The sequence below is a fragment of the Geminicoccus roseus DSM 18922 genome, from assembly GCF_000427665.1.
Taxonomy (GTDB): Bacteria; Pseudomonadota; Alphaproteobacteria; order Geminicoccales; family Geminicoccaceae; genus Geminicoccus; species Geminicoccus roseus.
The window spans coordinates 2,417,399-2,436,246 of record NZ_KE386572.1 but is presented as its reverse complement, the minus strand read 5'-3'; the positions used below and the strand labels follow the sequence as shown (position 1 = coordinate 2,436,246).

Sequence of the window (18,848 nt, the reverse complement as noted above, 5' to 3'; positions counted from 1 at the left end):
TGGTCTAGCGGCACGACTTGCCGGTCTTTTGCTCATGGCCAACAAGCTAGAATCGTCCGGTCGCCAGGAAGGATTCCAGCCGCTCTACATAGGGTCGAAGGTCGCAACCCTGGCCGGCAACCCAGCCATCGTCGAAATAGGTGCCGGCATAGCGCTGGCCGCTGTCGCACAGCAGCGTGACGATGGATCCGCTTTTCCCAGCCGAGGCCATTTCGGCGGCCAGCTCCGCCGCGACCCAGAGATTGGTGCCGGTGGACCCGCCGCAGGGCCGCCCCAGCACGCGGCTGGCAATCCTGGCCGCGGCAATGCTGGCGGGGTCCGGCACAGCCTGCCAGCGGTCGATCAGTTCCGGCACGAACGACGGCTCGACCCGCGGGCGACCGATCCCCTCGATCAGGGAGCCCGGTCCGGCCGCAACCGGTGCCGCCTCTCCCGCGAGCCGGCGATGGAACACCGAACGCTCCGGATCGGCCAGGCAGATCCGGGTCGGGTGGCGCCGATAGCGCACATAACGTCCAAGCGTGGCGGAGGTCCCGCCGGTGCCGGCGCCGCACACGATCCAGCGGGGCTGCGGATGGTCTTCCAGGGCCAGCTGGGTAAAAATTGATTCAGCGATGTTGTTGTTGCCGCGCCAGTCGGTGGCGCGCTCGGCGAAGGTGAACTAATCCATGAAGTGGCCCTTGCAGGCAGCCGCCAGTTCGCGGCTGCGCGCATAGACCTGGCCCGGATCGTCGACCATCTCGCAGCGACCGCCCTCCCGCTCAATGAGAGCGACCTTGGCCGGCGAGGTGCTGGCCGGCATCACCGCGACGAACGGCAGGCCCAACAGGCGCGCAAAGTAGGCCTCGGACACCGCGGTGGAGCCCGAAGACGCCTCGACGACCGTGGTGCCAGGACCGATCCAGCCATTGCACAGCGCATAGAGGAACAGGGAGCGGGCCAGACGGTGCTTCAGGCTGCCGGTGGGATGGGTCGACTCGTCCTTGAAATAAAGGGCGATGCCTGGCGTCGCCGGCAGCGGCATGCGGATCAGGTGGGTATCGGCGGAGCGGGTGGCGTCGGCCTCGATCCTGCGGATCGCATCGTCCAGCCAGTCGCGGCAGACCCCGTCCATCATCAGCCCTTTCCGGCCCCCGCCAGCGCCTGCTTGCGCTTCTTGATCTCCGCGCCAGCCAACTGATCGCAGCGCTCGTTCTCCGGATGCCCCGCATGGCCCTTCAGCCAGTGCCAGGAAACGTCGTGCCGCTGACAGGCGGCGTCCAGGCGGCGCCAGAGGTCCTCGTTTTTCACGGCTCCCTTAGCGGCGGTCTTCCAGCCGTTGCGCTTCCAGCCATGGATCCAGCGGGTAATGCCGTCGCGCACATAGACGCTGTCGGTGTAGAGGGCGACCTTCATGGGGCGCTTGAGCGCCTCGAGCGCTTCGATCGCCGCCATCAGTTCCATGCGGTTGTTGGTGGTGAGGTCCTCCCCACCGGAAAGCTCACGCTCGGTGCCGTTCCAGTTCAGCACCGCACCCCAGCCGCCTGGCCCGGGATTGCCGCTGCAGCCACCATCGGTGTGGATGACGACCACTCCCGTGGCGGGCGATTCAGCGGACACCGCAGGCCGCCGGGTCGGTAATGTCACGGAAGAAGCGGAGCTTGGTCAGGTATTCCATCGGATCCTTGGGCTGGACCAGCGCGCCATCCACCTGGTTCAGCCAGTCGTAGAGGCGGGTGAGCAGGAAGCGCAGGGAGGCGCCGCGGCAAAGGCGTGGCAGGGCCTGGATCTCGCCCGGCTCCAGACGGCGCTCGCCGACATAGCCGGCGACCAGGGCTTCGGCCCGCTCCGCCACGAAGACATGGTCCCTGTCAAAGCACCAGGCGACCAGGCAGACCGCCAGATCGTAGGCCAGCAGGTCGTTGCAGCCGAAATAGAAGTCGATGATCCCGGTCACCTCGGTGTCCCGGAAGAAGATGTTGTCCGGGAACAGGTCGGCGTGGATCACGCCGCTCGGCAGGTCGGCAGGCCAGGCTCCCACGATGTCCTGGAAGTCCCGCTCGAGTTCCAGGGCCAGGCCGGAATGCACCCGGTCGGCATCCGGCTCGCAAAGGTCGAGCAGACGACGCCAGCCCTCGACCGACAGCGCGTTTGCCCGGTGGATCGGGAAATCCCGGCCTTCGCGATGAAGCTGGCCCAGGGCCGCACCCAGGGCATGACAATGGGCCGGCGTGATCTCCTCGGTGCAGGTGCCGTCCAGGAAGGTGACGATCGCCGCGGGCTTGCCCAGGAGATCGCGGCGGACCTTGCCGTCCACCCCGTGGATCGGGAGCGGGCAATGGATCCCCCGCTCGGCCAGATGCTCCATCAGGCCCAGAAAGAAGGGCAGGTCCGCCGGATCGACCCGGCGCTCGTAGATGGTGAGGACGAAGCGGCCCTGCTCGGTGTCGACGAAGAAATTGCTGTTCTCGACCCCGGCCTGGATGCCGCGATGGTCGATCAGGCGGCCGAGCGGATAGTCCGCAAGAAAGGTCTCGAGGGTAGCTCGATCGACCGGCGTATAGACCGCCATGAGGGCTCCGAAGGTGGATCAGGCGGCCTGGGGAGGACGTCGCTTCGGCAATGGCGGTACACGGAAAGTGACGTTCTCGTCGACCAGCTTCACCTCTTCGACGGTCACGTCGAACCGCTCGCGTGCCGCGCTGATCACCTGCTCGACCAGGATTTCCGGCGCCGATGCCCCGGCGCTCAGCGCCAGGCGCCGAACCTCGCCCAGCCCCGGCCAGTCGACATCGGCCACCGTCCGGATCAGTTCCGCCCGCGGGCAGCCCTCCCGCTTGGCGACCTCCACCAGGCGCATCGAGTTCGAGCTGTTGGTCGCGCCGACGATCAGGGTCACGTCGGAGCCAGGAGCGATCGCCGCCACCGCCTGCTGGCGGTTGGTCGTGGCATAGCAGATGTCCTCGTTGCGCGGCCCCTCGATCGCCGGGAAGCGCTCCTTCAGCGCGGCGACGACTCCGGCCGTATCGAGGACCGAGAGCGTCGTCTGGGTCGAGAAGGCCAGCCGCGCCTGATCCGGAACCACCAGGTTCGCCACGTCCTCCACCGTCTCGACCAGCAGGACGGACCCTTCGGGGACCTGCCCCATGGTGCCGATCACTTCCGGATGCCCGGCATGCCCGATCAGGATCACGGTCAGGCCGGCCTTGTGATGGCGCTCGACCTCGCGATGGACCTTGCTCACCAGGGGACAGGTGGCATCCGCGAACAGGAGGCGGCGGCGCTTTGCCTCGCCAGGAACCGACTTCGGCACCCCGTGCGCGGAGAACACCACGATGCCGTCATCGGGCACCTGGTCCAGTTCCTCCACAAACACCGCCCCCATCGATTCCAGTTCCTCGACCACGTAGCGGTTGTGGACGATTTCGTGGCGGACATAGACGGGCGGCCCGTTCTCGGCGATCGCCTGCTTCACGATCTGGATCGCGCGATCAACGCCTGCGCAAAAGCCGCGCGGGCTGGCGAGGACGATCGTGAGCTTCTGTTTCGACGAGGTCATGGCAAGCTCTATGGCGAAGGACGGGGGCGCAATAGCATGTAGGGCGGCAAAAGACGAGGTTCACCCTGGAACGAACTCCAGGTGGACCCCACAGGCATGCCCTGCCGAGACTGCGATGCCGCCGACCGGATCCGTCTTGTAGGGCACCTTGTGCAGATCCAGGAAGGCCCTGGTGCGGGCCGGATCAGCCACCGTCAGGGTCATCGCCACGGCGACCGGAGCCTCGGGCTCGTCCAGCAGCGCCAGTTCCGGGTGGAGCATGCCGACATCCTGAGCGCGTGCGACCAAAAGCGTCGCTCCGCCGACATGGACCGCCGCGACCTCGTCGGTCCAGGTGACCGACGCCGTCCCGAACAGCTTCGCCAGGACCTGGACCACCGAGCCGGCCTCGGGGACCAGGAAGGTCACCGATCGGATGGCGCGGGCGCCATTCGGGTGCGCCAGCCAGGCCTCCTTCCGCAGGAGTTCCGGCGTGAGGTGGTGGCAGGCGAAGAAGGACAGGCCCGCGGCTTCGTCCCGGGCCGGATAGACATTGGAGAAGCGCAGCATTTGCCCACCCGGGCCACCGTGTTCCAGGAGGCGCCCCAGTTCCTTCGGCCCTTCGGGGCGCAGTCCGGCATCCTTCCAGGCCCGGGCGGTGCCCGCGGGATCCGTGGAACGGAACACGATGCCGAGCAGGCCCTCGCGCTCCTCGAGCATCCGGTCCAGCCCGTTCGTGAACGCGGCCGGATCCACGATTCCCAGCAGTTCGAGATAGTCGTTCTCGAACATGATGCAGTAGTTGGCGGTGCCCCAGCCGACATGGCGGCCGCGCGGCGTCAGGTTGAAGCCGAGCCGCGCGTAGGCTGCGCGGGCTGCCTCCAGGTCGCGCGCACCCACGATCAGGTGGTCGATCCCGTCCAGATGCCCTGCACGCACTCTTGCCTCCTGTGGACACTGCTCTAGAGCTTCGCGACGCTGGACTAGCAGGAGTTGCCCCCCGTGACGATCGGACTGATCTGCGCGATCCCCCAGGAACTGGCCCATCTGCGTGATGTGCTGGAAGCCCGCGACGTCGTCGAGGTAGCCGGCCTGCGCTTCGACCACGGCCAGCTGGACGGCCACGACGTCATCCTGGTGGGTGCAGGGATCGGCAAGGTCAATGCCGCGCTCACGGCTACCCTCCTCTGCGACCGGTTCGCCTGCCGCCTGATCGTGTTCACCGGCGTGGCAGGCGGCCTCGATCCCGAATTGCATATCGGGGATGTGGTGATTGCCGACCATACCGTCCAGCATGACGCCGGGGTGATCGAGGACGGCAAGGTGCAGACCTACCAGGCCGGCCACGTGCCGTTCTTCAACCCCACCGACCAGCTGGGCTATCCGGTCGATCCCGACCTGCTGGCCCGGGTGAAGGCGGCGCTTGCGGACGTCGAGCTCGGGGTGGTCACGGCGTCGGGCAGCAGCCGGCCCGCCAGGATCACCTACGGCACCATCCTGTCCGGAGACCAGTACCTCCATTGCGAGGCGACCCGGGAGCGGCTGTTCCAGGCACTGGGCGGGCGGGCGATCGAGATGGAAGGCGGCGCGCTGGGGCAGGTCTGCCAGGCCTTCGGCGTGCCCTATCTCGACATCCGCGCCTTGTCCGATCTCGCCGGCACCGATTCGCGGTTCGACTTCGCCCGCTTCGTCGACGAGGTCGCCGCCAGTTCGGCCAGGATCCTGCGCCGGCTGCTGCCCAGCCTGTGATGCAGGCCTCCCTCCCGATGTACGACCTGCCGGAGCTGGCCGACGCCACGGCTGCCTGGTGGGACGGGATCGCGCGCCATGCCGGCATGGCGGCACCGTTGGTGCAGCCGGACGACCTCCTGGAGCACTGGCGCTCGCCGGACCTGCTGTTCACGCAGACCTGCGGCTATCCGCTCACCCATGCCCTGGAAGGCCAGGTCCGCTATCTGGCCACCCCCTGTTATGCCGCGGAAGGCTGCGCCGGCCCCTTCTACCGCTCCGCCGTCCTGGTCCGCGCGGAGAGCGGGATCCAGGACTTCGCCGAAGCACAGGGCGCCTGCCTTGCCATCAATGGCCATGACAGCCAGTCCGGCTGCAACGTGCTCCGGGTGATGGCCGCCGAGGCGAGCGACGTCCGTCCGTTCTTCGGCGAGATCCGCCGGACCGGGTCGCATGTCTCAAGCGTGGCTGCCGTTCAGGACGGCAGCGCCGATCTGGCCGCCGTCGACTGCGTAACGCTGGGATTGCTGCGTTCGGTGCGGCCCGGGGCGACCAGAGGACTTCGGGTACTGGCCTGGTCGCCCAAGGCGCCGGGCCTGCCCTATGTCACCCGCAAGGACCTCCCGGACGCGGAGCATCGGGCTCTGCTGCGTGGCCTGCGCACCGCGGCGAGCGACCCGAGGCTGGCAGCCGCGCGGCGCCGGCTGCTGATCCACGGCATCGCGGTGCTGGACGTCTCCGCCTATGCGGTCATCCCCGGCATGCGCCGCCGCGCCGAGGCCCTGGGCCTGATCGAGCTCGACCCGCCAGCCTGACCGGCTGGAGGCGCTTCCTACCCCCGGAACATGACGAACCCCGCGAGGTGCAACCCGCCCCCTCGGGTTCGTTTGTGTAAACGGCGCCCTGAACATACGAGGAGCCGGTAAATGCGGGCTCGCCTCAAGGTGGGACAGGGGAACGCTCGGGTTCGTTTGTGTAATCTGGGAGGCTGGTTTCCGGTCATCAGCCCGAGATGCGCCAGGCATTCGAGACGAACATTAAGAGAATTTTGTCCTCGCCCCCAGGCGCTCGGCGATGAGCGGACGCGGCGACGGACGCCCACGCTCGATCCGGAAGGCCTGGCGCAGGGCCGCTTCGGCGGCGGTGGCACCTTCGTCGTCGCGGGCATGGATCATCGCCAGGGGCGTGTTTCGGCCGACGGGGCTGCCGACCTCCAGCACGCCGGTCAGGCCCACCGCATGGTCGACCCGGTCCTGCGGGCGGCGGCGGCCGCCACCAAGCTCGATGATGGCGATGCCCAGCCCCCGGGCATCGATCCCGGCGACAAAGCCCTCGCAGGCGGAAAAGGCGGGCCGCTGGACCGGGGCCGAAGGCAGGCGCAGGTCGGGTCGCTCCAGGAGATCGGGCGGTCCCCCCAGCAGCGTCACCATCCGGGCGAAGCGCTCGGCGGCCTGGCCGTTGGACAGCATCGTTTCGGCGCGCTGGCGGCCATCGTCGATGCCGGCGAGATCGAGCAGTTCGGCCGCAAGCCCAAGGGTGAGGTCGAGCAGCCGTCCGGTAGCGACCTGCCCGGTCAGGACGTCGATCGCCTCCCGCACCTCGACCGCGTTGCCGGCGGCCGTGCCCAGGCACATGCTCATGTCGGTGAGCAGCGCCCGGCAAGGCAGCCCTGCCCCGGTCGCCACCTCGACCAGCGAAAGCGCGAGGGCCCTGGCGTCCGCCTGGTCGGGCAGGAAGGCGCCGGAGCCGTACTTCACGTCCATGACGAGGCCATGCGGTCCGGCCGCCAGCTTCTTGGACAGGATCGAGGCGGTGATCAGCGGCACGCTCTCGACGGTCGCGGTGACGTCGCGGATCGCGTAGAGGCGCCGGTCGGCCGGAGCGAGGTCCTCGGTCTGGCCGACGATGGCGCATCCGGCGGCCCGGACGGCATGCCGGAACTGCTCGGGCGGAACGCTTGTCCGGTAGCCCTCGATCGAATCCAGCTTGTCGAGGGTGCCGCCGGTATGGCCCAGGCCGCGCCCGGACAGCATCGGGACAAAGCAACCGCACGCCGCAAGGAGCGGTGCGAGGATCAGGCTGACCTTGTCGCCGATGCCGCCGGTGGAATGCTTGTCGACCACCGGTCCCGGCAGGCCGTCCCAGTCAAGGCGCTCGCCGCTTGCGGCCATTGCCCTGGTCAGGGCGACCGTTTCGGCGGGCTCCATGCCGCGCAGCAGGATCGCCATGGCCAGGGCCGCCACCTGCCCTTCGCTCCAGCTGCCGTCGCAAAGGCCTTGGACGAAGGCCCGGATGGCGGCCTCCGAAAGCTGCCCCCCGTCGCGCTTGGTGCGGATGATCTCCTGGGCGAGCATTCAGTAGCCGCTGGCCGTGCCGGACGACGCACCACCCGCCGCAACCCGAACCAGGTCGTCGAGCAGCGAGGACGCGCCGAAGCGGAAAGTGCGCGCCGAGATCCGCTCCGCTCCCAGGAGCGCATCGCCCAGGTGCAGGTAGCGGGCCGCATCGTCGGCGGTGCGGATCCCGCCTGAAGCCTTGAACCCGACCCGCAGGCCGGCTTCCTCGCACACCCGCATCATCACGGCCGCCGCCTCCGGCGTGGCGCCCACCGGCACCTTGCCGGTGGAGGTCTTCAGGAAGTCGACCCCTGCCATCACCGCGGCCCGGGCAGCCGCGGTGATCCGATCGGGATCGGCCAGGATGCCGGTCTCCAGGATCAGCTTCAGCGTGGTCTGTGGCCCGGCCGCCAGCCGGACCGCCTCGACCAGTTCCCCGACAATCCCGACATCGCCTTCCATGATCGCCTGGACCGGCGCCACCACGTCGACCTCGTCGGCGCCGTCCGCCACCGCCGCGGCGGCCTCGTCGGCGGCCCGGGCGATGTCGTCGGAGCCGTCCGGGAAGTTGGCCACCGCCGCCAGGCGCACCGCGCTGCCCTGCAGGAGCGGGCGTGCCTGGGGCAGGAAGGCTGGGTAGATGCAGACGGCCGCGACGCCATGCTCCAGGGCCCGGGTGCACAGGGCAGCGATCTCCGCCTCGGTCTCGCTGCCCGACAGGGAGGTCAGGTCGACCAGGGGGATGGCGCGCTTCGCCAGGGCCGGGGAAGCGGTGGCAAGGGAGGCCTTGGCCAGGAGGTCGCTGGTGTTCTTGTCGATCATGCTCGGGCGAGATCCGGGAGGGCGGCGGCCAGGAGGCGGCGGAGCTTGTCTCCGGCGACCTTGGCGGCGGCCAGGGTATGGTTGTGGCTGAGCTCGGCGGGGGTCATGCCGGCGGCAAGGTTGGTGACGGCGGACAGGCCGGCGACGCGAATGCCCAAGTGGCGGGCGGCGATCGCCTCCGCGACGGTGCTCATGCCGACCAGGTCCGCGCCGAGCGTGCGGAATGCCCTGATTTCCGCAGGGGTCTCGAACTGCGGACCGAGCACGGCGAGATAGACGCCCTCCGGCAGCTCCATCCCCAGGCGCGCCGCCGCTTTGCCGAGGACGCTTCGCAGCGACGGGTCGTACACGCTGGTCAGCCCCACGAAGTTCGGGCCACCGACCAGCGGGCTGCTGCCCTGCAGGTTGATGTGGTCGGCGATCAGGCTGACGGCACCTTCAGGCACGTCCGGCCTGAGGGAGCCGGCCGCGTTGGTGAGGACCAGCCGCCGGCAGCCCAGCTCGTGGACCAGGCGGATCATCGGCAGGATCGCGGCGGCCGGCCGGCCCTCGTAGAGATGGACCCGGCCCTGGAAGCACATGACCGGGACATCCGAGAGCCGGCCCAGCACCAGCCGGCCGGCATGGCCCGGAACGCCCGACGTCGGGAAGCCGGGTAGATCGGCATAGTCGAAGGCTTCCGGCTGCTCCAGCTCGTCGACCAGCCCGCCCAGGCCGGATCCCAGCACGATCGCCACGGCAGGCGCCGCCTGCGGAAGGCGCGTACGGATGCGAGCGGCGGCGTCCGGGGCCGCCGCCGAGGGCGTGCCGGCGGACAGATGGCCTGGGCCGAACGCATGGGGCAGCAGCTCGGCCATGTCGGTGCGCAGGTGCCGGCCGTCCGGGTGGCAGAGATGGACGGGCACCTCGGGCGCGGCGAATTCCGCCAGACGCTGGCGGCAGCCGCCGCAGGGCGCGATCAGCCGCTCGCCCCCGGCCAGCACCAGCACCTCGGCGATGCGCGTCTCGCCCGCCGCGACCATGACGCCGATCGCGGATGCCTCGGCGCATTGGCTCTGGGGGTAGGCGACGTTCTCGACGTTGACGCCGGCATGGATCCGACCGGAGGCGGTCCGCAGCACGGCCGCCACCGGAAAGTGCGAATAGGGCACGAAGGCGCGCTCCCGCACTGCCTTGGCCGCGGCCAAGAGGTCGGCAGGAACACTCATCGGCGGCCGATCCACAGGCCTCGCCGCATGCAGCGGGGATGGCCCGACATGATGCAGGCCGCCCAGGCTGGTGGCGGCATGTGGAACCAGGCGGGGACCGGCAGCGCCGTAAGGGTGATCGCGATCATGGGCCGAGCATACACCGGCCGCCGGGACGGGCCAGCGCGAGGATCGGCAGGATGGGGAATTGCCTCAGTACGAATCGTCATCGGGTAACGGCCCGTTAACCCATGGCGGATAGGATGGCTTCGAGCGGCGCGCGCGGGCATGCCGCGGATCGCTGGACCAGGACGGGCGATGAGGACCATCCGCCTTCACACTATCATGCATCCGCTCGTCGTGCTGCTCCTGCGGTTGATCGCGCGCCGCCGGCAGGGTCCGGCATGTCCGGTGGAGCCGCCCGATCAACGCGGCGCCAGTCTGGCCGGCGCCACCTCAGCGGTCCTTCTCATAAGGCACCCCGATCGCCTTGGGCGCCACGGCGCGACCGACGAAGCCGGCCAGGAGGATCACGGTCACGACATAGGGGATCGCCTGCACGAACTGGGTGGGCACTTCCCCGATCAGGGGCAGCGGCGCGCCTTGCAGGCGGATCTGCAGGGCATCGGTGAACGCGAACAGGAGGCAGGCGAGCAGGGTCGGCACCGGGCGCCATTTGCCGAAGATCAGGGCCGCCAGGGCCAGGTAGCCCTTGCCGGCGCTCATGTCGCGCAGGTAGCCCGCGTTCTGGGCGATCGACAGATAGGCGCCGCCGATCCCGCACAGGGCGCCGGATACCATCAGGGCCCGGTAGCGCATCCAGGGCACCGAGATGCCGGCCGTGTCCACGGCGGCGGGGTTCTCGCCGACCGCGCGCAGCCGAAGGCCGAACCGCGTCTTCCAGACAACCCAGAAGGTGGCCGGCACCGCCAGGAGCGAGAAATACACCAGGAGGTTATGGCCGGAGACCAGTTCCGCATAGATGCTGCCCACGACCGGGACCGCCCGGGCGCTTTCCGCCAGCGGCAGGCTGATCGAGGGGAAGCGGGCGCCTTCGGCGGTGACGGGAATCCGGCCGGCCTGCTGGAACCAGGCATTGGCCAAAACCGGCCCCAGCCCCGCCACCAGGATGTTCAGCGCCATGCCGGAGACGACCTGGTCGCCCTTGTGGGTGATGGTGGCGAAGCCGTGGATCATCGCCAGCATCCAGCCGAACCCCATCGCGGCCAGGACCCCCAGCCAGGCGCTGCCGGTGAACTGGGCGGTGGCGGCCGCGGCAAAGGCGCCGCCCAGGAGCTTGCCCTCCAGGGCGATGTTGACGACCCCGGCCCGTTCGCAGAACAGACCGGCAAGAGCGGCCAGGATCAGCGGCGTCGCCAGCCGGATCGTGCTGTCCAGCAGGAGGAGGGTCGGAAGCCAGTAGTCATCCATGCCCAGGCCTCCCGATGCCGGTGGCCCTGCCAGACCGGCCGGAGGGCCCGGAAGCGGCGGGCCGTGCTGCCGGATCCTGCAAATGAAATGGCCATGGGCCTGCCGTCGGCATGCGCGCCCCGCAGGCTGGACGACAGAGAACACTTCCGCCTCGTGCTGCTGACGATTGGCCACGCGTGGCGGACACCCACCCCGGCCGGCAGCGGGCCCGGCCTCCTTCCGGCCGCAGCGGATGGCGGACAGGTCGATCCGGGCGGGTGGGCGACGGAACGCCGGGCGCTCGCCAGAAGCGGATCTGGCCTCGTACCGATGGGCCGGCCCGGTCCGGCGCGGGAGTGGCGGCCAAGACGCTCATGCCGGGGCCGCCCGGCGGGGGCGGAACATGCGCTCCAGGGTCGGACGGAAGAAATGTTCCAGCGCCCCGGCGAACAGGATCACCAGGCCCTGGACGACCACCACCATGTCCTTGGTGATCGCCGGCATGTCGAAGGCGAGTTCCGAGCCGCCCTGGTAGAGGGCGCCGAACAGGAGGGCGGCCAGCAGGATGCCGACCGGATGGTTGCGGCCCATCAGCGCGACGGCGATGCCGACGAAGCCGTAGCCGCCGGTGAAGTTCAGGAGCAGGCGGTGATGGCTGCCCATCACCTCGTTGAGCGCGATGAAGGACGCGAGAGCCCCGGAGAGCGCCATGGCGATCATCTGCCAGCGCGCCGGCGAGATCCCGGCATAGACGGCTGCCTGGTCGTTGCGGCCGACCACCCGCAGCTCGAACCCGGCGCGGGTGCGGGTCAGGAACAGCCAGACCAGCAAGGCGCAGATCAGCGCCCAGAAGAAGGCGAGGTTGAGCGGGCTGCGCGGCAGGTCCAGGCCGAGGGCGCCCGCAATCTCCCAGAGCTGCGGCAGCCAAGCATTTGGCGGGAAGGTGGCGGATTCGGGCGAGGAGCTGCCAGGTCGGATCAGGACGTAGACCAGGAGGTAGGTCATGATCGACGCGGCAATAAAATTGAACATGATCGTCGTGATGACGATGTGGCTGCCGCGCCTGGCCTGCAGCCATCCCGGGATGAAGCCCCAGGCGGCGCCGAAGGCGGCGGCTGCGAGGGTGGCCAGCGGCAGGACCACCAGGAACGGCAGGTCGCCCAGATAAAGGCAGACCAGGGTGAGGCCGAGGCCGCCTATATAGGCTTGGCCCTCGGCGCCGATATTGAACAGGCCGGCATGGAAGGCGATCGCGACTGCCAGGCCAGTGAAGACGAAATTGGTCGCGTAGAACAGGGTCCAGCTGAACAGCTCGGCGTTGCCGAACGCGCCGCGCACCAGATAGCCGGATGCTTCCAGCGGGTTCTCGCCCAGCGCCAGCACCACTAGGCTGGCGATCAGGAACGCGACCACCAGGTTGAGGAGCGGCAGGAGGCCATAGTCGGCCCAGGCGGGCAGCTTCCTGGAAGGCCCGGCCGCCATCAGGCCGCCCCTTTGCGGATGCCGGCCATGAGCAGGCCGATTTTCTTCTCGTCGGCGGCAGCGGCGGTGAGCTCGCCGGTGAACGTGCCGTCGAACATGACCAGGATCCGGTCGGCGAGGGAGAGGATCTCGTCGAGCTCGACCGAGACCAGCAGGACCGCCTTGCCGGCGTCGCGCATCTCGATCAGGCGGCGGTGGATGAACTCGATGGCGCCGATATCGACGCCGCGGGTGGGCTGGCCGACCACGAGCAGGACAGGGTCGTGCTCGATCTCGCGGGCCAGGACCAGCTTCTGCTGGTTGCCTCCGGAGAAGGCGCTGGCGTCGTAGGCGGGATCGGGGGGACGGACGTCGAAGATCTCCATCCAGGACGCGCAGCGCTTCCTGAGCAGGGCACGGTCCAGGAACAGGCCGTCGCTGCAGCCGGGCCGGTCCTGGTAGCCGAGGAACGCGTTCTCCCAGGCGGGAAAGCCGCGGACCAGCCCCATCCGCAGGCGGTCCTCGGGCACATGGCCCAGGCCCTCGGGGCGGCTGCCGCCGCCCTCGACCGGCCGGCCGTCCAGCTCGATCCAGCCGGAGGTGGCGGCACGGATGCCGGTGACCGCCTCCAGGAGCTCCGACTGGCCGTTGCCGGCCACGCCGGCAATGCCCAGGATCTCGCCGCGCCGCACCTCGAACGAGACGTTCCTGACCCGCTGGACGCCCTGGCGGTCGGTGACGACCAGGTCCTGGACGCGCAGGGCGGGTTCACCCGGCCGCGCCGGCTCCTTGTCCACGCGGAGCAGGACCTTGCGGCCGACCATCAGCTCGGCAAGCTCCTCGCGGGAGGTGGAGCTGGTGGTCCGATGGGCGACCATGGTGCCCTGGCGCATGACGCTCACCCGGTCGGTCACGGCCATGATCTCGCGCAGCTTGTGGGTGATCAGGACGATGGTGCGGCCCTGCGCGCGCAGGCTCTTTAGGATCCGGAACAGATGGTCGGCTTCCTGGGGGGTGAGCACGCCGGTGGGCTCGTCCAGGATCAGGATGCGGGCACCCCGGTAGAGGGCCTTGAGGATCTCGACCCGCTGCTGGACGCCGACCGGCAGGTCGGAAACCAGGGCGTCGAGCGGCACGTCGAGGCGGTACTCGCGCTCCAGGCGCAGGATCTCCGCCCGCGCCCGCCCGGCCCCGCCCTTGAGGAGCAGCCCTCCCTCGGCACCGAGCAGCATGTTCTCCAGGACCGTGAAAGTCTCGACCAGCATGAAGTGCTGGAAGACCATGCCGATCCCGGCCCGGATCGCGTCCTGCGGGCCGTCGACCCGGACCGGCTGGCCCTCGATCAGGACCTGACCGGAATCAGCCTGATAAAAGCCATAGAGAATGTTCATCAGGGTCGACTTGCCGGCGCCGTTCTCCCCGACAATGCCGTGGATCGTGCCGGCCTCGACCCGCAGGTCGACCGCCCGGTTGGCGTGGACCGGCCCGAAGCGCTTGTCGATGCCGCGCAGTTCGACCGCGGGCGCCGCGGGGGCGACCTGCTGGCGCTGGAACATCCGGACCCCGCTACCGGCCAGGGGTCACTGCTGCGTCGAGTAGTAGTCCTGGACCTCGATCTCGCCGGCGATGATCTTGGCCTTGGCCTCGTCGAGCTTCGCGACGATCTCCGGCGTGAGGACCTCCCGGTTGTTCTCGTCCAGCGCGTAGTCCACGCCGTCTTCCTTCAGACCCAGATTGAGCATGCCCGGCTGCCAGCTGTTGTCCTGCGCGGCCTTGAAGGCCTCGTAGACCGCGACGTCGACGCGCTTGAGCATCGAGGTCAGCACATGGCCCGGGTAGAGATGGTTCTGGTTGCTGTCGACGCCGATCGAGAACTCGTCCTTGTCCTTGGACGCTTCCAGCACGCCCAGGCCAGCGGCGCCGGCGGCGGCATAGACCACGTCCGCGCCGCTGTCGTAGTGGCTGAAGGCCAGTTCCTTCGCCCGGGTGGAATCGCTCCAGGCGGCCGGGGTGGTGCCGACATAGTTGGAGGTCAGCTTGATGTCGGGGTTGGCCGCCTTGGCGCCCTGCTCGTAGCCATACTCGAAATTGTGGATCAGCGGGATGTCCATGCCGCCCACGAAGCCGATCTTGCCGGTCTGGCTTTTCAGGGCCGCGGCCATCCCGACCAGATAGCTGCCTTCGTGCTCCTTGAAGAGGATCGACTGGACGTTGGGCTTGTCGACGCTGGCGTCGATGATGGTGAACTTGGCGTCGGGATAGCGCTCGGAGAGCGTCTCCAGCGAGGTGCCGAACGCGAAGCCGACCACCACCACGATGTCGGCGCGCCTGGCCATGCGCTCCAGGGCCTGGTCGCGCTGGCTCTCGTTGGTGACCTCGAACTCGAGATAGCCGATGCCGGTCTCGGCCTTGAACTTCTCCGCGCCGTTGTAGGCAGCCTCGTTGAAGGATTTGTCGAACTTGCCGCCCATGTCGAAGATCAGGGCCGGCTGGAAGTCCTCCTGGGCCTGGGCGGCAACCGAGAAGGCCAGGAGGCTGGCTGCGGCGAGAAGGGCCGAACGGCGGATCATCATCGTCTCCCCAAGACTGGCGGCACGCCGCCGCTGGCATGGGATGAGCCTAGGCGGGCCGACGCCGATGGCAAGCCGTTCGGCGCGGGCTCCTCGCATCTCGTCCTGGGCATGATGCCGCCGCCGGCCACTTGGCAGGTCACCACCTATCTCGCCGGGCGACGCAGCAGCGGCATCGCCGTTCCGCTCTTCCTGGACGGGCCGATGACCGGTTCGACCTTCCATGCCCAGGTCCAGCAGTTCCTGGCGCCGCCCCTCGCACCGGACGAGGTGTGGCGCCGCCGCGTGCTCCTGCACGCATCCTTTGCAGGGAGCGGTCCAGGAGGACCGGGAGGCGGGCAGGTCTTTGCCAAGCTCAAGACGCTCCGGCGTCAGGCGGCGGTCCGAAGCCGCGAGACCGTTTGGAACACCATCGGTCGGCTGCTCGATGCCTTCAGCCCAGCCGAGTAGCCAACCACCTCCAGGACGCACAATATGCGTTCAACTGAACTTGAAATGCTCCTGAGCGTTTGAGGTTCGCGTGCGTGCGGGTTTTGCTGGAGGGTGCAGGCCGTAGCTGGCCAGCCCGGTAGGCAGCGGGCTACTTGGCGGTGGACCCGATGGCAGTGCATTCGCAAATGCGGGCGAGCGGGAGCACCCGGCTGCCCAAGGTCGGCGGCTATCGCAGGCCCTTGCTGGCGTTCCCGGCATCTCCTTCGGCCTTTGACCCGGCCGGCATCGTGCTCCCCGGAACGGAGCCTCACGAAAGAGGCCTCACGATTTGTGCAGGCTGGCTGCTGCCTTGCTCCCTCGGCGAGGTGGAGGAGGCGCAGCCCCTGCCAGGCCGGCGTGGGCGCGTGCCTTGTGGATCGCCCTGCCTCCACGTGCCGGCTTGCGGCAGACCCGGCTGGACCCTGGCCGCACTTGGGTCCGCCGCCGGTGGGAGCGCCCGGGTCAGTGTCTCGGCGCGGCGGCCCGGCGGAGGCGGTCGCGGATCGCTTCGGCTAGGCCCTGCCCCTCGATCGGCATGACGGCGATCCGGGCGGCGCCGGACCGGTCGGCCAGGCGGAGCATGGCGAACAGGTTGGCGGCGGCTTCGGCGAGGTTGCCGGTCGGACTGAGGTTGAAAGTCGAACGGGCGCCTGGCGGAACATTCGGCCCGAAGGCCAGCAGCGCCTCATCGGGAGCCACGGAGGAGGCGTCCAGGCGGACCGGGGCGGCCGGCGCATAGTGCGAGGCGAGCATGCCGGGCGAAGCCGGGCGATCCGGGTCGTCGCCGGGTGCCGCCAGGGGACCCAGGATCGCCTCGATCTCCTGGCGGGGCAGGCCGCCCGGGCGCAGCAGCGTGGCGCGGCCGGGCTCCGCCAGCCCGATCACCGTGCTCTCAAGTCCTACCTGGCAGACACCCCCATCCAGCACCATCGCCACCGCATGGCCCAGATCCTCGGCCACGTGCCGGGCCGTGGTCGGGCTGATCCGCCCGGAAGGGTTGGCGGAGGGCGCCACGACCGGGCGTCCTGCCTGGCGCAGCAGCGCCTGCGCCACCGGATGGGCGGGGACCCGGATCGCGAGGGTGGCGAGGCCGGCCGTGGCATGGCGGGAGACCGGATTGCCGGACCGGGCAGGCAGCACCAGGGTGAGCGGCCCCGGCCAGAATGCCTTTGCCAGGAGCAGGGACCGCTCGTCCAGATCGACCAGGCGCCCGGCCGCCTTGATGTCGGCGACATGGACGATCAGCGGGTTGTGGGCCGGCCTGCCCTTGGCCCGGTAGACGCTCTGCACGGCCGCGTCGTCGGTGGCGTCCGCGCCCAGCCCGTAGACGGTCTCGGTCGGAAAAGCGACGAGGCGGCCGGAGCACAGATGCTCGGCCGCCTCCCGGATCGACGGAGGATCGGGTGGGACGATCGGGCTCACGCCTTGGCGCGGACCCGGAACATGGCGACGCCGGCCGCGATCGCCAGCAGGATCTTGGCGATCTCGCTCGGCAGGAACGGCAGGACGCCATGGGTGACGGCGTTCTCGAAGCCCACCAGGACCGACAGCCAGGCCACGCCCAGCACGAAGATGGTCGCGATGCCAGCGACGACAGCGGCGGAGATGCGGGCCAGGCCCTGGCCCGAGCGCACCAGCCACCCAGCGATGGCGGCAGCGGCAACGAAGCCCAGCAGGTAGCCGCCGGTCGGGCCGACCATGTAGGCGAGGCCAAGGCCACGCTCCGGCGTGCCGGTGAACACCGGCAGGCCCATGGCGCCCTCCGCCAGATAGGCGACCACGGTGGCGGCACCCAGGCGCCAGCCATAGGCCATGCCGATCAGCACGACGATGGCGGTCTGCATGGTCATCGGGACCGGCCAGAACGGCACCTGGATCTTGGCCGAGGCGGCCAGGAGCAGCGTGCCGAACAGCACCAGCGCCAGGTTGCGCAGGGCCGGCCGGTCAGTCGGCCACAGCTGGTCGATCGGGGATGCGGTGGTCGTGGACATGGCGGTTCCTGCAGGCTGGAGGCGGGGTGCAGATTAAGTCGGCGGATGCCGAGCGCAAGCGTCAGGAGCGGGCGAGCGCCCGCCAGCCGATATCCTTGCGGCAGAAGCCGTCCGGCCAGTCGATCCGCTCGACCGCGGCATAGGCGCGGTCGCGGGCCTGCTGGAGGTCGGCGCCGATGCCGGTGACGTTCAGGACCCGGCCGCCGCTGGCGAGCAGGCGCCCGCCTTCCGCGCGGGTGCCGGCATGGAACAGGAGCAGGTCGTCGCCCTCCAGGTCGGCCGGGATGCGGATCTCGGTGTTCCTGGCATAGGCGCCGGGATAGCCGTTCGCGGCCATCACAACGCTCAGCGCATGGGCAGGAAACCAGCGCAGGCTCATATGGGCGAGCTGGCCGTCGATGGCACCCTGCAGGAGCTGGCACAGATCGGTCATCAGGCGCGGCAGGACGACCTGGCACTCCGGATCGCCGAAGCGGACATTGTACTCGATCAGCTTCGGCCCCTCGGCCGTCAGCATCAGCCCGGCATAGAGGAAGCCCTGGAACGGATTGCCCTCCTCCGCCATGCCTTTCAGCGTGGGCCGGATGATGGTCGCCATCACCTGCTCGACCAGGGCGTCGGTCAGGATCGGAGCGGGCGAATAGGCGCCCATCCCGCCGGTGTTGGGCCCCTGATCGCCGTCGAACGCGCGCTTGTGGTCCTGGGCGGTGCCGATCTCCAAGGCGTGGGTGCCGTCGCACAAGGCGAACATGGACGCCTCCTCGCCGACCAGGCACTCCTCGACCACCAGGGTGGCGCCGGCCTCGCCGAAGCCGCCGGCGAACGCGTCGTCCACCGCCGCCAGCGCCTCGTCCAGGGTCAGCGCGACGACCACGCCCTTGCCCGCGGCCAGGCCGTCGGCCTTGATCACGATCGGCGCACCTTCGGCCTCCACATAGGCCCTGGCCTCGGCGGCCCTGTCCTTGGTGAAGGTGCGGTAGCGGGCGGTGGGAATATGGTGGCGGGTGCAGAAATCCTTGGTGAATGCCTTGGAACTCTCCAGCTGGGCAGCGCTGGCCGAGGGCCCAAAGGCGCGGATGCCGGCTTCCGCCAGCCGGTCGACCAGGCCCAGGGTCAGCGGCAGCTCCGGCCCCACCACGACCAGCCCGACGGCTTCGGCCAGCGCCAGGCGGACCAGGCCGTCGATATCGTCCACGGCGACGGCAACGCACCGGGCGACCGCGGCGATGCCGGCATTGCCCGGCGCGCACAGGACTTCGCTGACCATGGGGGAGGCGGCCAGCGACCAGCAGAGCGCATGCTCCCGGCCGCCGCTGCCGATGACGAGGGTTTTCAAGGACGTCTCTCCGCTCAGC

General features: G+C 69.5%; 17 protein-coding genes and 1 pseudogene. 3 read left to right on the top strand and 15 right to left on the bottom strand.

Annotation, left to right across the window (positions count from 1 at the left end; translation table 11 throughout):
• Positions 1-46: 46 nt before the first annotated feature.
• The 5 genes and pseudogenes from GEMRO_RS29315 to GEMRO_RS32640 form a co-directional block, all read right to left on the bottom strand.
• A pseudogene (locus tag GEMRO_RS29315) lies at positions 47-1,117 on the bottom strand (PLP-dependent cysteine synthase family protein).
• Positions 1,117-1,599: a ribonuclease HI gene (gene rnhA / locus GEMRO_RS0112385; RefSeq protein ID WP_035485227.1), complete on the bottom strand. Its 483-nt coding sequence runs from the start codon at positions 1,597-1,599 to the stop codon at positions 1,117-1,119. Before rnhA ends, GEMRO_RS29315 begins: the two are co-directional and overlap by 1 nt.
• A complete protein-coding gene (locus GEMRO_RS0112380; protein ID WP_027134240.1) occupies positions 1,589-2,551 on the bottom strand; it encodes a homoserine kinase in 963 nt (320 codons plus the stop codon). Before GEMRO_RS0112380 ends, rnhA begins: the two co-directional genes overlap by 11 nt.
• Before the next feature lie 18 nt (positions 2,552-2,569).
• On the bottom strand, positions 2,570-3,538 hold the full coding sequence (gene ispH / locus GEMRO_RS0112375) for a 4-hydroxy-3-methylbut-2-enyl diphosphate reductase (RefSeq protein WP_027134239.1): 969 nt from the start codon (positions 3,536-3,538) through the stop codon (positions 2,570-2,572).
• A gap of 60 nt (positions 3,539-3,598) precedes the next feature.
• Entirely contained in the window at positions 3,599-4,456 is an 858-nt protein-coding gene (locus tag GEMRO_RS32640; RefSeq protein WP_051328997.1) for a VOC family protein, read from the bottom strand.
• 63 nt (positions 4,457-4,519) lie between these two features.
• Here GEMRO_RS32640 and GEMRO_RS0112365 point away from each other — a divergent pair, with 63 nt between their 5' ends.
• A complete protein-coding gene (locus GEMRO_RS0112365) occupies positions 4,520-5,266 on the top strand; it encodes a 5'-methylthioadenosine/adenosylhomocysteine nucleosidase (protein ID WP_027134238.1) in 747 nt (248 codons plus the stop codon).
• Positions 5,266-6,060 (top strand): phosphate/phosphite/phosphonate ABC transporter substrate-binding protein, encoded by a 795-nt coding sequence (locus GEMRO_RS29305; protein ID WP_051328996.1) that lies wholly within the window; start codon positions 5,266-5,268, stop codon positions 6,058-6,060. Before GEMRO_RS0112365 ends, GEMRO_RS29305 begins: the two co-directional genes overlap by 1 nt.
• Positions 6,061-6,282: 222 nt before the next feature.
• On the opposite strand, the gene deoA is transcribed toward GEMRO_RS29305, so the two are convergent.
• The 7 genes from deoA to GEMRO_RS0112325 all read right to left on the bottom strand — a co-directional run bounded on the left by deoA (position 6,283) and on the right by GEMRO_RS0112325 (position 15,034).
• Positions 6,283-7,599 carry a thymidine phosphorylase gene (gene deoA / locus GEMRO_RS0112355; protein WP_027134237.1) on the bottom strand — a complete coding sequence of 439 codons (1,317 nt, stop codon included), beginning with the start codon at positions 7,597-7,599 and terminating at the stop codon, positions 6,283-6,285.
• Positions 7,600-8,403, bottom strand: coding sequence for a deoxyribose-phosphate aldolase (gene deoC, locus GEMRO_RS0112350; RefSeq protein ID WP_051328995.1), 804 nt, complete (start codon positions 8,401-8,403; stop codon positions 7,600-7,602).
• Positions 8,400-9,611, bottom strand: a complete 1,212-nt coding sequence (locus tag GEMRO_RS35270; protein ID WP_084506863.1) for a purine-nucleoside phosphorylase — start codon at positions 9,609-9,611, stop codon at positions 8,400-8,402. The genes deoC and GEMRO_RS35270 overlap by 4 nt, the downstream gene beginning before the upstream one ends.
• 435 nt (positions 9,612-10,046) lie before the next feature.
• Entirely contained in the window at positions 10,047-11,021 is a 975-nt protein-coding gene (locus GEMRO_RS0112340) for an ABC transporter permease (protein WP_027134234.1), read from the bottom strand.
• Between the two features lie 351 nt (positions 11,022-11,372).
• On the bottom strand, positions 11,373-12,482 hold the full coding sequence (locus tag GEMRO_RS0112335) for an ABC transporter permease (protein WP_027134233.1): 1,110 nt from the start codon (positions 12,480-12,482) through the stop codon (positions 11,373-11,375).
• Entirely contained in the window at positions 12,482-14,017 is a 1,536-nt protein-coding gene (locus GEMRO_RS0112330; protein WP_027134232.1) for an ABC transporter ATP-binding protein, read from the bottom strand. The genes GEMRO_RS0112335 and GEMRO_RS0112330 overlap by 1 nt, the downstream gene beginning before the upstream one ends.
• Before the next feature lie 24 nt (positions 14,018-14,041).
• Complete coding sequence (locus GEMRO_RS0112325) at positions 14,042-15,034, bottom strand: BMP family ABC transporter substrate-binding protein (RefSeq protein ID WP_027134231.1); 993 nt, start codon at positions 15,032-15,034, stop codon at positions 14,042-14,044.
• A gap of 108 nt (positions 15,035-15,142) precedes the next feature.
• Here GEMRO_RS0112325 and GEMRO_RS35950 point away from each other — a divergent pair, with 108 nt between their 5' ends.
• Positions 15,143-15,481 (top strand): hypothetical protein, encoded by a 339-nt coding sequence (locus tag GEMRO_RS35950; protein WP_027134230.1) that lies wholly within the window; start codon positions 15,143-15,145, stop codon positions 15,479-15,481.
• A gap of 483 nt (positions 15,482-15,964) precedes the next feature.
• Here GEMRO_RS35950 and GEMRO_RS0112315 read toward each other — a convergent pair whose 3' ends face one another.
• The 3 genes from GEMRO_RS0112315 to purD all read right to left on the bottom strand — a co-directional run bounded on the left by GEMRO_RS0112315 (position 15,965) and on the right by purD (position 18,829).
• Positions 15,965-16,924 carry an L-threonylcarbamoyladenylate synthase gene (locus GEMRO_RS0112315; protein WP_027134229.1) on the bottom strand — a complete coding sequence of 320 codons (960 nt, stop codon included), beginning with the start codon at positions 16,922-16,924 and terminating at the stop codon, positions 15,965-15,967.
• Complete coding sequence (locus GEMRO_RS0112310) at positions 16,921-17,493, bottom strand: biotin transporter BioY (RefSeq protein ID WP_027134228.1); 573 nt, start codon at positions 17,491-17,493, stop codon at positions 16,921-16,923. The genes GEMRO_RS0112315 and GEMRO_RS0112310 overlap by 4 nt, the downstream gene beginning before the upstream one ends.
• A gap of 61 nt (positions 17,494-17,554) precedes the next feature.
• Positions 17,555-18,829, bottom strand: coding sequence for a phosphoribosylamine--glycine ligase (purD, locus tag GEMRO_RS0112305; RefSeq protein WP_027134227.1), 1,275 nt, complete (start codon positions 18,827-18,829; stop codon positions 17,555-17,557).
• Positions 18,830-18,848 lie beyond the last annotated feature (19 nt).

Coding starts and splice junctions, on each gene's coding strand:
- GEMRO_RS0112310 (WP_027134228.1), bottom strand. CDS start 17,493: ATGTCCACGACCACCGCATCCCCGATCGACCAGCTGTGGCCGACTGAC.
- GEMRO_RS35950 (WP_027134230.1), top strand. CDS start 15,143: ATGATGCCGCCGCCGGCCACTTGGCAGGTCACCACCTATCTCGCCGGG.
- deoA (WP_027134237.1), bottom strand. CDS start 7,599: ATGCTCGCCCAGGAGATCATCCGCACCAAGCGCGACGGGGGGCAGCTT.
- GEMRO_RS0112380 (WP_027134240.1), bottom strand. CDS start 2,551: ATGGCGGTCTATACGCCGGTCGATCGAGCTACCCTCGAGACCTTTCTT.
- deoC (WP_051328995.1), bottom strand. CDS start 8,403: ATGATCGACAAGAACACCAGCGACCTCCTGGCCAAGGCCTCCCTTGCC.
- GEMRO_RS29305 (WP_051328996.1), top strand. CDS start 5,266: ATGCAGGCCTCCCTCCCGATGTACGACCTGCCGGAGCTGGCCGACGCC.
- GEMRO_RS0112330 (WP_027134232.1), bottom strand. CDS start 14,017: ATGTTCCAGCGCCAGCAGGTCGCCCCCGCGGCGCCCGCGGTCGAACTG.
- ispH (WP_027134239.1), bottom strand. CDS start 3,538: ATGACCTCGTCGAAACAGAAGCTCACGATCGTCCTCGCCAGCCCGCGC.
- GEMRO_RS0112335 (WP_027134233.1), bottom strand. CDS start 12,482: ATGGCGGCCGGGCCTTCCAGGAAGCTGCCCGCCTGGGCCGACTATGGC.
- GEMRO_RS35270 (WP_084506863.1), bottom strand. CDS start 9,611: ATGAGTGTTCCTGCCGACCTCTTGGCCGCGGCCAAGGCAGTGCGGGAG.
- GEMRO_RS0112325 (WP_027134231.1), bottom strand. CDS start 15,034: ATGATGATCCGCCGTTCGGCCCTTCTCGCCGCAGCCAGCCTCCTGGCC.
- GEMRO_RS0112340 (WP_027134234.1), bottom strand. CDS start 11,021: ATGGATGACTACTGGCTTCCGACCCTCCTCCTGCTGGACAGCACGATC.